9 protein-coding genes and 1 tRNA gene are annotated in these 14,242 nt (G+C 63.3%); 6 read left to right on the forward strand and 4 right to left on the reverse strand.

The window, feature by feature from the left end; translation table 11 throughout:
- Positions 1-153 precede the first annotated feature (153 nt).
- Both V6766_RS05180 and purH read left to right on the forward strand, forming a co-directional pair.
- The gene (locus V6766_RS05180; protein WP_448464279.1) at positions 154-1,755 is read left to right on the forward strand and encodes a heparinase II/III family protein; all 1,602 of its coding nucleotides are present in this window, start codon (positions 154-156) and stop codon (positions 1,753-1,755) included.
- 139 nt (positions 1,756-1,894) lie between these two features.
- The gene (gene purH / locus V6766_RS05185; protein ID WP_448464281.1) at positions 1,895-3,511 is read left to right on the forward strand and encodes a bifunctional phosphoribosylaminoimidazolecarboxamide formyltransferase/IMP cyclohydrolase; all 1,617 of its coding nucleotides are present in this window, start codon (positions 1,895-1,897) and stop codon (positions 3,509-3,511) included.
- Here the strand turns inward: purH and V6766_RS05190 are convergent.
- Both V6766_RS05190 and V6766_RS05195 read right to left on the reverse strand, forming a co-directional pair.
- Positions 3,492-4,814, reverse strand: coding sequence for an MFS transporter (locus V6766_RS05190; RefSeq protein WP_448464603.1), 1,323 nt, complete (start codon positions 4,812-4,814; stop codon positions 3,492-3,494). The genes purH and V6766_RS05190 overlap by 20 nt on opposite strands.
- A gap of 128 nt (positions 4,815-4,942) precedes the next feature.
- Positions 4,943-9,724 (reverse strand): NAD-glutamate dehydrogenase, encoded by a 4,782-nt coding sequence (locus V6766_RS05195; protein ID WP_448464283.1) that lies wholly within the window; start codon positions 9,722-9,724, stop codon positions 4,943-4,945.
- Between the two features lie 212 nt (positions 9,725-9,936).
- Here V6766_RS05195 and pdxY point away from each other — a divergent pair, with 212 nt between their 5' ends.
- The gene (gene pdxY, locus V6766_RS05200) at positions 9,937-10,818 is read left to right on the forward strand and encodes a pyridoxal kinase PdxY (RefSeq protein WP_448464285.1); all 882 of its coding nucleotides are present in this window, start codon (positions 9,937-9,939) and stop codon (positions 10,816-10,818) included.
- 36 nt (positions 10,819-10,854) lie between these two features.
- Positions 10,855-11,496, forward strand: a complete 642-nt coding sequence (locus V6766_RS05205; RefSeq protein WP_448464287.1) for a carbonic anhydrase — start codon at positions 10,855-10,857, stop codon at positions 11,494-11,496.
- A gap of 18 nt (positions 11,497-11,514) precedes the next feature.
- Here V6766_RS05205 and V6766_RS05210 read toward each other — a convergent pair whose 3' ends face one another.
- Entirely contained in the window at positions 11,515-11,961 is a 447-nt protein-coding gene (locus V6766_RS05210; RefSeq protein ID WP_448431452.1) for a metallopeptidase family protein, read from the reverse strand.
- Between the two features lie 231 nt (positions 11,962-12,192).
- On the opposite strand from V6766_RS05210, the gene V6766_RS05215 reads away from it, so the two are divergent.
- A tRNA-Met gene (locus tag V6766_RS05215) sits at positions 12,193-12,269 on the forward strand.
- Positions 12,270-12,537: 268 nt separating this feature from the next.
- On the forward strand, positions 12,538-13,116 hold the full coding sequence (locus tag V6766_RS05220; protein WP_448464289.1) for an alpha-ketoglutarate-dependent dioxygenase AlkB: 579 nt from the start codon (positions 12,538-12,540) through the stop codon (positions 13,114-13,116).
- Here the strand turns inward: V6766_RS05220 and V6766_RS05225 are convergent.
- A complete protein-coding gene (locus tag V6766_RS05225; protein WP_448464291.1) occupies positions 13,100-14,200 on the reverse strand; it encodes an AbrB family transcriptional regulator in 1,101 nt (366 codons plus the stop codon). The two genes, V6766_RS05220 and V6766_RS05225, sit on opposite strands and share 17 nt — an antisense overlap.
- Positions 14,201-14,242: the final 42 nt, after the last annotated feature.

The raw sequence follows: 14,242 nt of genomic DNA on the forward strand, positions 1-14,242 counted from the left end.
GCTCTTGCGCTACCCCGTAAGGTCGGATCACGCCGGTTTCCGGCGAACGAAACAAACAAAAAGGGTCTGAAATTGATTTTTCCGGGCGCGGAAATCGCACGATATGCCTTTCTGTACGCCGAGGAATCCCTCCGGCGCGCCAGGGCGGCCGCGTTGTCGCTGCCATTGCCGCGCTGGCCCGGCGGCGCAACACCGCAATTGCTTGTCGCGCCCACCGATCTGCGTATCGCCGATCCGCTGGAGGGCGAGGACATCGTCTCCGGCCGCTTCGCCTTTGCCGGCGAATTGCTGCTCACGGAGGGCCGGCCGCTGTTCTCCTGTGAAATGCCGAGCGCAAATTTCGAGCGGATCGTGTCCGGCTTCGGCTGGCTGAGGCATCTGAGGACCCAGCGCGACAGCAGAGCGAACGAGTTTGCCCGCGCCGCGGTGCTGAGCTTCCTGCGCCGCCACCGCACGCGAACGGGCCCGAGCTTTGCGACGGAAACGGTGGCGACCCGGCTCAACGCCTGGCTCTGCCACTCCACCGTCATTCTCAAGGGCGCGGACGCCGCCTTCTACCGCCGTTTCATCGATGCCGTCATCAGCCACGAGCGCGTGCTGCGCCGGCGTTATCGCGGCATGGCGCGCGACGAATTGAAGCTGCAGGTAGCAATGACGCTTGCGATGGCCTCGATCAGCCTCGATCTTTCCGACCGGCGCAAAGCCGAGGCGCGGCAGCGGCTGGATGACGAGCTTGCCCGCCAGATCCTGCCCGATGGCGGCCATGTCTCGCGCTGCCCCGATGCGCTTCTGCGCCTTCTGCTCGGCCTGCTGCCGCTCCGGCAGACCTATATCAATCTGGAACAGCCGCTGCCCAAGCGCCTACTCGCCAGCATCGACCGGGCCTATGCGGCGCTGAATTTCTTCCGCCACAGCGATGGCGAGCTTGCGCTTTTCAACGGCTCGGGCCGGGTGCCCTCGACCGCGCTTTCCGCGCTTCTGCGCTATGACGAGATCGGCAGCGCCGGCTTCAAGGCCCTGCCTCATACCGGATTCCAGCGGCTGGAGGCCGGTGGCACCGTGCTGATCGCCGATGCCGGAAAGCCGCTCTCCGCGCATCTTTCGAAGACCGCTCACGCCGGTGCGACCGCCTTCGAACTGTCATCCGGCAGGAATCGCTTCATCGTCAATGCCGGCGTTCCCGCCGCCCCGCGCGGCGATGCGGCCCGCATGGCGCGCGCCACCGCCGCCCATTCCACCGTCACGATCGACGACCACTCCTCGATCCGCTTCTCCCGTTCGAACTTCCTGGGGCCTGTCGCATTCGGCGGTCTACGCCATGTCGAGGTTGAGCGGGACGAGAACGAGCACGGCGATGATCGTCTCGTCATGCGCCATGACGGCTATCTGTCGCGCTTCCGGCTCTATTGCGAACGCAGCCTGACGCTGTCGCCGGACGGGCGCACGATCTCCGGCATCGACCGGTTCCGCCGCCCGCATGACGCCCTGCCGCTTGCGCGCGATGGCCATGTCGCCACCATCCGCTTCCATCTCCATCCGGCCATCTGGACGATGCGGGAAGATGCTGACACCATCTTCATGACCGCGCCGGACAATGAAAGCTGGCTGTTTTCCGCCCCGGGCTTTGCGCCTGAAATCGAAGACGACGTCTTCTTCGCCGCAAGCACGGGCGCCAAGGCCTCGCACCAGATCGTGATCACCGCCGACATCGCCGAACACGCCGACATCGCCTGGCAGTTCAAACGTCTGGACTGAGGCGATCTCTTATAAGTGGACACAGCGAGAAGCCATTCGGGCAGCGGTTTATAATTCCCGCGCAGCATGCTAAAGCGCCGCAGGTATCCCCGTATTTCAGCGCTGCGGCCCCCGCAGCGACCGCCCGAAGGACATCGTCATGGCTGTCGCCTCCAAGAAAATTCCCGCACCCGATCTCGTCACCGTGAAAACCGCGCTGCTTTCGGTTTCCGACAAGAGCGGCATCGTCGAATTCGCAAGCGCGCTTGCGGCTCAGGGGATCAGGCTGCTGTCGACCGGCGGCACCCACAAGGCGCTCGCCGAGGCCGGCCTGGAGGTCACCGACGTTTCCGCCATCACCGGCTTCCCTGAAATCATGGACGGTCGCGTCAAGACGCTGCATCCGAATGTCCATGGCGGCCTGCTGGCAATCCGGGACGACGAGGAGCATCAGGCGGCCATGCGCGAGCATGGCATTTCCGGCATCGATCTCGCGGTCATCAACCTCTATCCGTTCGAGGAAGTCCGCGCCGCCGGCGGCGATTATCCGACCACAGTTGAAAACATCGATATCGGCGGCCCGGCGATGATCCGCGCGGCCGCCAAGAACCATGCCTATGTCACGGTGATCACCGACCCGGCCGATTATGACGAGGTGCGCACGGCGCTCGAGGCCGGCAACGGCGCCATTCCCTATGCGCTGCGCCAGACGCTTGCCGCCCGTGCCTATGCCCGCACCGCCGCCTATGACGCCGCGATATCCGGCTGGTTCGCCGAGGCGCTGTCGATCGAAAATCCGCGCCACATGACGCTCGGCGGCACGCTGCGCCAGGAGATGCGCTACGGCGAAAACCCGCACCAGTCGGCGGCCTTCTACGTCACCGGCGACAAGCGCCCGGGTGTGGCGAACGCCGTCCAGCATCAGGGCAAGCAGCTTTCCTACAACAATATCAACGACACCGACGCCGCCTTCGAACTGGTCGCGGAGTTCCCGCCGGAGATGGCGCCTGCCTGCGCCATCATCAAGCATGCCAATCCCTGCGGCGTGGCACGCGCCGGGACGCTGACCGAAGCCTACAAGCGGGCGCTTGCCTGCGACAGCCAGTCGGCCTTCGGCGGCATCGTCGCGCTCAACAGCACGCTCGATGCCGAGACGGCGTCCGAAATCGTCAAGCTGTTCACCGAGGTGATCATCGCGCCGGATGCCGATGAAGCCGCCCGCGAAATCATCGCCGCGAAAAAGAACCTGCGGCTGCTCACCACCGGCGGCCTGCCGGATCCGCGCGCCCGCGGCATGAATTTCAAGACCGTTGCCGGCGGCTTTTTGGTGCAGTCGCGCGATACCGCGATGATCGACGAGATCGCCCTCAACGTGGTCACCGAACGCGCGCCGACCGACCGCGAGCTTGAGGACATGAAGATGGCCTTCGCGATCGCCAAACACGTCAAGTCGAACGCGATCGTTTACGTCAAGGACGGCCAGACCGCCGGCATTGGCGCCGGCCAGATGAGCCGCATCGACAGCGCCCGCATTGCCGGCATCAAGGCCGAGGAAGCCGCCAAGGCCGCCGGCTGGCCCGAGCCGATGACGCGCGGTTCGGCGGTTGCCTCGGAGGCCTTCTTCCCGTTTGCCGACGGCCTTCTTTCGGCCGTTGCGGCCGGCGCCACCGCCGTGATCCAGCCGGGCGGATCGATCCGCGATCAGGAGGTGATCGACGCCGCCAACGCCAATGGCGTGGCGATGGTGTTCACCGGGGTCAGGACTTTCCGTCACTGACCGCCACGGCCGCCGGCACGAACAGCGCCAGCCCCGCGACCAGAAACACGAGCAGGCTCGCCATGCCGATATTCGGCGAGCCCGTCCAGCTTGTCAGCGCCGCGAAGCCCGCGGTCGCCATGAAGCTCGTAAGTCGGCCCGTGAGCGAGAACAAGCCGAAGAAGCGGCCGGCTTCAGCGCGGTCCACCGCCCGCGCCAGAAACGCGCGCGAGCCCGCCTGCACGGGCCCGAATGCCAGGCCGATGACTACGCCATAGAACAGGAACGCCTTTTCCGCGCCCGACGAGAACAGCCCGTTACCAGCCGGCGCAAGCGGCATCAGGCCGAACGCCGTGGCATCGACGCTTGTGGACACCACGCCGAGGGTCGCGAAAATCAGCATCGAAAGAGTGACGATCACCACCCGCCCTGCACTGACGCGACGGCCGAGGCGGGCGGCGCAAAAGCAGCCGAAAATGGCGGCGACGTTGAGGATCATGCCGTAGATGCCGATCTCGGTGATCGACCAGTCGAACATCGAGGCGGCAAACGCGCCGCCGAGGATCAGCAGGCCGTTGAGCCCGTCCATATAGAGCATGCGCGCGATAAAGAAGCGGAACAGCGCAGGACGCTTCCTGAGGCTTAAAAGGGTCGCGAAAAAGTCCGCAAGCCAGCCCTTCAGCCGCCGGCCCGCCGCGCCGGTCTTCACATGATCGGGCGTCAGCAGGATCATCGGCATCAGGAACACCAGGTACCACAGCGCCGAAAGCGGCCCGGCAAGGCGCGCCGGCTCGCCTTCGGCGGCCGACAGCCCAAACAATGGCGGATTGCCGAGGATGGTGAGGCCGGTATCGGGATCGGCGGACAGGAACAGCAGGAACAGGATGAGGAAGATCATGCCGCCGAGATAGCCGAGCCCCCAGGCGTCGTTGGAAATCCGGGTGATCGCGCCGCGCTCGACCAGACGGGGGAGCATCGCGTCGTTGAAGACCACCGAGAGCTCGGCGGCCACCGTGGCGAGCACGATCATCACCGCCGGCCAGAAATAGCCGCTCCCCGGAGCCGCCTGCCAGAGCATGCACAGAGCCGCGATCTGCACCACGGCGAGGCTGCCGATGAAGCGCTTGTTGCCGCCGGTCGCATCCGACAGCGCGCCGGCCAGCGGGGCGGTGAGCGCGATCACGACGCCGGCCACGGTCGCCGCATTCGCCCAGGCCGTCTGGCCCGCGACCTTGTCCGGACCGAGCGAAGCCACGAAATAGGGGCCGAAGATGAAGGTGATGATCACCGTGAAGAAGGGCTGCGCCGCCCAGTCGAAAAACATCCAGCCAAGGATGCCCGACCGGCCCGCCGCGCGTTCGTCCGCCTCGCCTTCAGCCAGTGTCACCCCGTCGCCCCTTATTCACGCCTGCCCCCTACCCGATAGAATGACGGCAGGCATTGTGCAAGCTGTCAGACGAGATCGCGCGCGAGGTCGCCCAGAAGACCGGCCGCCACCGTCGTCTTGGCGATCGTCGGATCGCCGGAGGCGGCAAGCCGCGAGAGCTGGTCGGTGACCTGCAGCACCCGCTGGGCATGCGCCTCGCGCCAGGCCTCGACGGGTTCTTCCGCCTCACCATGGCCGATCAGCGCGTTGGCCGCAAGATCGCGGCGGCTTGCGGAGATCTGGTCCATGGAGCGGGCTAGCGCCAGCGAATCGTAGAAGTCGGTCGGGCTCATCCGGGCTGCCGCCGACAAGAGCGGCGAGACGTAGAACATCCGCGTCACCTCGAAATAGGCCCTGGCGGCCTTTTCCAGGCTGTGACCGCTGCGGCTTGCGATCTGCAGCGCCTCCGGCACGAACATCATGGCCAGATGATGCGCGAGCCGCCGCGACAGCGCCTCCGGCACGCCGGCCTGCAGCCAGCCGGCCTCCTGGTCCGCCAGCCACTCGGCCCGCGCCTCCGGCAGCAGGCCCTCGATATCCGCCTCGAACAGCGAGAAGGCATCGCGCAGCTTCTTGACTGAACCGGCGATATCGCCCTCGGCAAGGCCGTTGCGCAGCAACAGATGCGTCAAAATCCGGAACAGATAGCGAAGCTGCGCATAGATCGCGTTCTGGACATCGCCATCGATCGTGCCGTCCAGCGCATGGACGGCCTGCCAGACATCCTCCATCGCGAAACCGTCACGGGCGATGACCGCGGCCTTGACCACCTCGGCCGGCGTCGCAGCCGTCATATCGCAGGCATTGATCACGAATTCCGGACCGCCGCGATTGATTACGTCATTGGCAAGACCGGTGGAGATGATCTCGCGGCGCAGGCGATGGCCGGCAATATCGTCGGAGAATGCCTTGCGCATGCGCTCCGGGAAATAGCCGTAGAGCACCGGCTCCATATAGGGATCGTCCGGCAGATCGCTTTCCAGGATCTGGTCGAACAGCACGATCTTGCCATAGGAGAGCAGCACGCCGGTTTCGGCCCGCGTCATCGCCTGATCGGCCTGGCGCCGCGTTTTCAGCGCCTCCTCGTCCGGCAGCATTTCCACGGCGCGGTCGAGATGACCCTCGCGCTCCAGCACGTCCATCATCCGCGACAGCGACAGCAGGCTCTGCAGCCCCTCGCGGGTGCTGAGCGAGATCGCCAGCGTCTGGAGATAGTTGTTTTCTAGCACGATTTCGGCCACCGCCTCGGTCATTTCCGCCAGCAGATGATCGCGGTCCTCGCGCGAAAGCCGTCCGGCGCGCATGGCGGAGGCCAGCGCGATCTTGATGTTGACCTCGACGTCGGAGCAGTTGACGCCGGCGGAATTGTCGATGGCGTCGGAATTGCAGCGCCCGCCCTTCAGCCCGAAGGCGATGCGGCCCTTCTGGGTGACGCCGAGATTGGCGCCCTCGCCGATCACCTTGACGCGAAGCTCGTTGGCATTGATGCGGATCGCGTCATTGCCGCGATCGCCGACCTCGGCATTGGTCTCGCCGGCGGCCTTGATATAGGTGCCGATGCCGCCGAACCAGAGCAGATCGACCTCGCTCTTGAGGATCGCGGTCATCACATCGAACGGCGAATACTCTTCCGCCTTGAGACCGATCGCGGCGGCCGCCTCGGGCGTCAGCCGGACCGATTTCTCGTTGCGGGAGATGATCATGCCGCCCGCAGACAGCTTCTCCCGGTCATAATCCTGCCAGCTCGAACGCGGCAGGTCGAACAGCCGCTTGCGCTCGGCAAAACCCGTCGCCGGATCGGGATCGGGGTCGATGAAGATATCGCGGTGGTCGAAGGCGGCCACCAGCCGGATCTGTTCCGACAGCAGCATGCCGTTGCCGAACACGTCGCCCGACATATCGCCGACGCCCGCCACGGTAAACGGCGTGGTCTGGATGTCGATGTTCATCTCGCGGAAATGCCGCTTCACCGCCTCCCAGGCGCCGCGCGCGGTAATGCCCATCTTCTTGTGGTCGTAGCCCGCCGAACCGCCGGAGGCGAAGGCATCGTCGAGCCAGAAGCCCGCCTCCTGCGCCAGCGCGTTGGCGGTATCGGAGAAGGTCGCTGTGCCCTTGTCGGCGGCGACGACGAAATAGGGATCATCCTCATCGGCGCGCACCGTGTCCTTCGGCGGCACCACCTCGCCGTCGATGATGTTGTCGGTTATCGACAGAAGGGTGCGGATATAGCTTTTGTAGGCCTCGCGGCCGGCGTTGAACACCTCCTCGCGGCTGCCGCCGACCGGCAGGTTCTTCGGGTAGAAGCCGCCCTTGGCGCCGACCGGCACGATCACGGCGTTCTTCACCTGCTGGGCCTTGACCAGCCCCAGCACCTCGGTGCGGTAGTCCTGGCCGCGATCCGACCATCTGAGCCCGCCGCGCGCGACCTTGCCGAAGCGCAGATGCACGCCTTCTACCTGCGGGCCATAGAGATAGACTTCACGGAACGGCCGCGGCTGCGGCAGGATGGCAAGCGACTGCGAGGCGAATTTGAAGGCGAGGTTGGGCCGCAGCGCGCCATTCTCGTCGGTCTGGAAATAATTGGTCCTGAGCGTCGCGTCGATCAGCTTGACGAACAGCCGCAGAATGCGGTCGTCATCGATATTCGGCACGCCTTCCAGCCCTTCCGTGATCGTGCCGCGCGCGCTTTTCATGCCGTCGCTGCGGGCGTCATCGGACAGCGCCGGATCAAAGGCGGTCTCGAACATGGAAAATAGGGCCCGCGCGATCACCGGATACTGGCAGAGCGAATGGGCGATGTAATCGCCGGTATAGTTGACGCCGGCCTGGCGCAGATATTGCGCATAGGCGCGCAACACGTTGGCCTGACGCCCGCTGAGCCGCGCCAGCAGAACCAGCCGGTTGAAGCTGTCATTGCTGATCGCGCCCTGGAAGGCGTCGACGAAGGCTTCCTCAAGCCGGTCGCCATCGGCCTCCAGATCGACATCGCTTTCGACCAGCAGTTCCATGTCGTGGAGGACAACCTCGGTGCTGGCAGCACCGCTCTCGGCATATTCCAGTTCGAAGGTCCGCTCCGAGACCACGGAAAAGCCGAGATTTTCCAGAAGCGGCACGCGGCGCGACAACGGCACATGGGAGCCGCCGTGGAATATCTTGAGACGGAGCACCTCCGCCTCTTCCTCATGCCGGTCGCGGTAGAAATCGATGCGCATGCCTTTCTTGGCCGCGTCACCGATCAGCCCGAGATCGGCATAGGCCTCGTCGGGGGAGAAGGCCTCGTGATAGGCCTCATTTGCCTCGATCTCCGGCGCGCCGGGACCGGCCAGTTCCTTGAACCGCTCCGTCCAGTCGGCGGCAAGTCTTGTGACCTCGGCCTCGAGTTCGGCCTGCGGCACGTCCGGCGTCTTGTCCAGGCTGCGACGGCCGATGATGAAATGCACCCGCGCCGAACGCCCCTCGGGAAACGACGGATAATAGGCGGACACCCGGCCCTTGTAGACGCTGGCGAGATAGTCGCCGATCTTCTCGCGCAGGCGGGAATCGTAAAGGTTACGCGGCACATAGACGAGCACGGATACGAAGCGGTCGAAATTGTCGATCCGGCTCAGCACCCGGATGCGCGGCCGGTCGGCGATCGCCATGATCTGCTCGCAAAAATCGGCAAGCAGCGGCACCGGAGCCTGGAACAGTTCGTCGCGCGGATAGGATTCCAGAATGTTCTGCAGCATCCGGCCCGCATGGCTCTTCGGCTCGTACCCGAAGCGGCGCGTGACATCCGCGATCTTGGCGCGCAAGAGCGGTATGCGCACCGCCGACTGGGTATAGGCGGTGAAGGTGAACAGGCCGACGATCCTGAGCTCGCCGACCACCTCGCCATTTTCACCGAAACGCTTGACGCCGATATAATCCATATAGGCGCGGCGATGGACCGTGGAGGTGGTGTTGGCCTTGGTCACCAGAAGCAGTTTCGGGCTTTCCAGAAAGCCGATGATTTCCGGCGTCGAGACCACGGGATTGGGGCCGCGCCGCAGCACCCGCATTTCCGGATCGGAGAGGATGCCGATCGCCGCGTCCGGCACATGCTCGACCCGCGCGCCGTCCGCATCCTTGAGATAGACAAGCTCGCGCATGCCGAGGAAGGTGAAGTTGCCATCGCGCAGCCAGGCGAGAAAGGCAAGCGCCTCCTCCCGCGCATCCGCGACGGCAGCCGGGGCGCGGGTTTTGATTTCGTTCATCGCGGTTTCGAGCTTGGCGAGCATTTCCGGCCAGCCGGCGACTGCCAGACGAACATGGTTCAGGATATATTCGAGCTGCGCCTTCAGCCGCGCGCGCGTTTCCGGCGCGAGCTGGCGGACATGGACCTGGACATGGCTGATGCGGTCGTCTTCGGCATGCTCGACATCGGATGAAAACGCCACCGGCGCCTGTCCAGGGGTGACGACCAGAATCGGGTGGACGGCCAGCATGAAATCATTGGTGAATTCCGCGATCTCCGCCATAACCGAATCATAGATGAACGGCATGTTGCGGTCGGTGACGGTGATCACGTCGGTTGCGATGCCCTCCGGCGCGATGCCTTCGACAGCGCCGATCGTGACCCGCGCGTCGCCGCCGTCATAGGCCGCGATCTCGTCGGCCGCGTGGTAGGCGGCGGCCGCAATCGCTTCGGGCGTGTAGCGCTCCAGATCCTCGGGACTGGCATGGTCGAACATGAAAGCCGGGTTGATGTAAGCCTTGTTGGCCTCCCTGGCGAGGCGCTCGGCCTGCTGCATCAGGGACTTGCGCTTCTGGTCGGCTTTGGTGTCCATGTTTCCTCCAGCTTATTTTATGTCAGCGGATCGAGCCGCTATTTTGGGCGATTTTCCGCACCATTGGTATACCGTTTAACGCCGCGGCCATGACAGCCGCTTGACAGCCTGCTCCAATAGGCGATTTAGAGCGTAATTGAGGCGAATGACAAAACAATTTCGCCGCCTTATCGTTCCGGTTGCATTCAGCCCAGGCATCAACGGGGCCCACTATGACATTCGACATGCCCGACGGCGCCGTTATCGCGATTTCAAGCTACGTCATGCGCGGTAAGATTGGCAACCGCGCCATCGTGTTTGCACTGGAAACTCTTGGTTACAATACATGGTCCGTGCCCACCGTCGTGCTGCCCTGGCACCCGGGACACGGGCGGGCGACAAGGCTGCAATTTGAAGGCGAGGCTTTCGCGACGGCACTCGGAGAACTCGGCGCAAGCCGCTGGCGCGGAGAGGTTCGCGCCGTCATCAGCGGCTATCTCGCCAGCGCGGCGCAGGCCGATGCAATCGCGCAACTGGTGGAAAACCTGCGCGCCGAAAATCCCGACCTGATCTATCTCTGCGATCCCGTGATCGGCGATGAGGGCGGGCTTTATGTCGGCGAAGACACCGCCCGCGCAATCCGCGACCGGCTTCTGCCGCTCGCCGATATCGCGACGCCCAACCGATTCGAACTCGCCTGGCTTTCAGGGCGCACGCTTGAAGACAATACGGCCGCAATCGATGCAGCACTTGCACTCGGGCCGGCGGAAGTCGTGGTCACCTCGGCGCATTCCATGCTGAAGCAGGGCGTCGCGGCGCTGTTCGTCGATCGCAGGCAGGCGCTACTTGCCGAGCATCAGCGCGTCGACAACCCGCCGAACGGGCTCGGCGACCTGTTTTCCGCGCTGTTTCTGGCCGCAAGGCTTGCCGGAAAGCCGCCGGCAGAGGCGCTTGAAAAATCCACCGCCTCCGTATTCGAGACCCTGACCCGCGCGGTGCGCGAAGGCGCGGACGAGTTGATGCCGGAAAAGGACGCGCAAAGCCTGAGGGCGCCTTTTGCAAAAGTTGGCCTTCGTCAATTGATGCATCCCGCCCGGCGACGTAAAAGAAACTGACGCGCTGGCACAGCGCCCAAAAATAAGGACGGCAGAATGACGGACTCTTTCCCGAAACCCCTTCTCGACGGCTACAAGAACTTCATGTCCGGACGCTATGTCGAGGAGCGCGCCCGCTATCGCCAGCTCGCCGAGGAAGGGCAGAAGCCGCAGACCCTGTTCATCGCCTGTTGCGATTCCCGCGCGGCCCCCGAAATGATCTTCGATGCCAGCCCGGGCGAGCTTTTCGTGGTGCGCAATGTCGCCAATATGGTGCCGCCCTATGAGCCGGACGGCCAGTATCACGGCACGTCCGCCGCCCTTGAATTCGCGGTCGAGGGGCTGAAGGTCAAGAATATCGTGGTGCTCGGCCACGGCCGCTGCGGCGGCATTCATGCAGCGCTTTCGCCGAACGCCGATCCGCTGTCGCCGGGCGATTTCATCGGCAAGTGGACCAATCTGCTGAAGCCCGCAGCCGCCCAGATCAATTCCAACTCGATCATGACGGAAGGCGAGCGCCAGACCGCGCTGGAGCGGATTTCGATCCGCAACTCGCTCGCCAATCTGCGCTCCTTCCCGAATGTGAAGGAGGCCGAGAAACAGGGCAAGCTGAAGCTCTACGGCGCCTGGTTCGACATTTCATCGGGCGAATTGTGGGTGATGGACAACAAGACCGGCGATTTCATCCGCCCGGATTGATGAGACAGCGTCCGGCGCTCAGCGCCGGGCGTCGTCCGCGTCGTCATCGACGCTTGCCTCGATCCGCTCCATATCGTCATCCGACAGGCCGAAATGATGGCCGATCTCGTGGATCAGCACATGGCTCACGATATCGCCGAGCGTTTCCTCGTTTTCTGCCCAGTAATCGAGGATCGGCCGGCGATAGAGCGTGATCCGGTTCACCATCTCGCCGGTTTCCATGGTGAAGCGCTCCGAAACGCCGCGCCCCTCGAACAGGCCGAGCAGATCGAACGGGGTTTCGAGCGCCATGTCCTCGAAGATCTCGTCGCTCGGAAAATCGGCAATCTCGATCACGAGGTCGCCGGTCAGCGCCCGAAACGCCTCGGGCAATCTGGCATAGGCCTCGATCGCCAGCGATTCCACGCTCTCGAGACTGGGCGAATAGCGCCCCTGCCAGTCCTCGCTTTTGTTTTCAATCGCCATATGAGCTCCTTCGTCCGGCCCATATAGGCCTTTTCGCCGGAGATTTCGAGCAAAGAATATGCCGGCATCGCCGCGCCGGATCGACGTGGCGCGCCGGGCGCGAAAATGTCGTCCGCAAACCGATCGGAAATCCCGCCCTTGACGCTTGACACCCCCTGCCGCAGGCCCTAATAACGCCCCGTCCCGCGCAAAGCGCCGGACCGCTTGTCACCCTCCGACGGTGATCAGGTTGGCGGAGTAGCTCAGTAGGTTAGAGCAGAGGAATCATAATCCTTGTGTCGGGGGTTCAAATCCCTCCTCCGCTACCAATACTCTTTGATTTTTAAGCTACATGCAGTTTAGTCTGCCTCTTGCTACTCGTCGAGATATAGTTTGATCCGGAACGGCAAAGTATCTGTCATTCCGCCGTACCGCGTACGAAATTCCCGTTGCTTATCCCTTCTATTTTTCTGATTATCCTGGGTATGCCCACGTCAAAACGAAAGATGACGGCACAAGTGTAGCAACCTCGGAAATAGAGTGCGTTACTTATGTATTCGATCGGAAAAGGCGAGTGGGGCGAAAATGGATGCTGCGTTGAACAAGACAGGATCACGTCTGCCACCGGGCGCTCGCTATGCTGCCGACTTTATTTCGCAGGCCGAAGAGGACGAGTTTGGAAAACGGCTCGACGCCGGCGTTTGGAGTAGCGAGCTTAGGCGCCGTGTTCAGCATTTTGGATATCGCTACAACTACAAAGCGCGTGCTGTTACGTCGGATGCCTATATGGGGGAATTGCCCCACTGGCTTCAATATCTGGGAAGTCGTCTGGTGGCTGCTGGTTATTTCGATGAGCCGCCGGATCAGGTTATTGCGAATGAATACCTGCCTGGGCAGGGGATCAGCGCGCATGTTGATTGCGAACCGTGTTTCGATGATACGATTATTTCGCTAAGTTTGCTTTCCCAGTGCGAAATGGTTTTCCGAGAAAAGCGCACGGGCACAAAGCTTGCCACGTTGCTTGAACCTCGGTCGGTGATCATCATGAAGGATACCGCTCGCTATGCATGGACCCACGAAATCCCAGCTCGAAAATCAGATATGGTTGGAGGGAATAGAATCGAAAGATCGCGCCGGGTTTCTCTGACCTTTAGAAAAGTCATCCGCTCCCTTTGAAATCGTGAATATTGGATCTTCGCGCAATCACGAAACGGTAGATCAGGGGCAGGAACAGGACGGCCGTGAATATGCGGACGATATGGTGGCAGGCGACGTAGACCGGGTCGGCATCGATTGAAACCGCGATCAGGCCCATTTCCGTCACGCCGCCCGGCGCGAAGGAAATGAATCCGACGACCACGGAATTATATCCGAGCATCGAAACCGTCAGGCCCGCCGCCGCGGCAACCGTCAGGGAAACGACGATCAGTGGAAGCGACAGCATCGCCGACTTGTAGAGCGTGCGCATGTCGACCGCCGCGAACCGGCCGCCAAGGCTGGCGCCGATGACGAGCTGGGTGACCTGGACGAGCGATGTCGGGATCAGGGCGAATGTGAGGCCGGTCGAATGGAGCGCCGCGCTCGCGATCATCGGACCGATCATGTTGGCTGCCGGCAGGTGGATCTTGCGGGCGACATAGGCGCCAACGAAGGCCGCTGCGGCCATCAGCAGGGTATCCAGCACGCCGATCGGGTTCACCGCGTCCGGCATGCCGGCTCCGCTCGCGCTGCCGACGGGATGGCCGACATAGACGGTCAAGAGCAGCGGAATGATGGTGACCGCAAGGGAAATCCGCGCCAGATGCTGCACCACCGTCAGCGTCGGATCGCCATTGAAACGCTCGCTGATGATCACCGCCTCCACGACGCCGCCGGGCGAGGAGGCGAAGAAGGCCGTGGCGCGATCATAGCCGCCAAACCGCTTCAAAAGCATGTAGCTGATCATCTGCGTCACAAGCGCGAACGGAATGACAAGAAGCAGCGACGGCCACCATTTTCCCATGTTCATGATCGTCTGGGGCGTGACCTGCGAACCGATCATGAGGCCGATGATGGGAATGAAGACATTGCGCAGCGGGGTCGGCATCACCGGTATCGCGCCCAAGACCCTCGGCTTCGCCATCGCCACTGCTGCCGCCGCAAAAAGCGGCCCGAGCATCCAGGGCAGGGGCATCCCGGCGGCAATCGCGCCGCAGGCGCCCGCGGCGCCAACCGTGAAGATGACCAGAAGCCTTAAACCGTGAGGCAGGTACTGGCTCATCTTCCCGTGCCGTTGCCCCGGGCCTGCAGATGGCGGCTGTCG

The organism is Martelella sp. AMO21009, assembly GCF_053484295.1.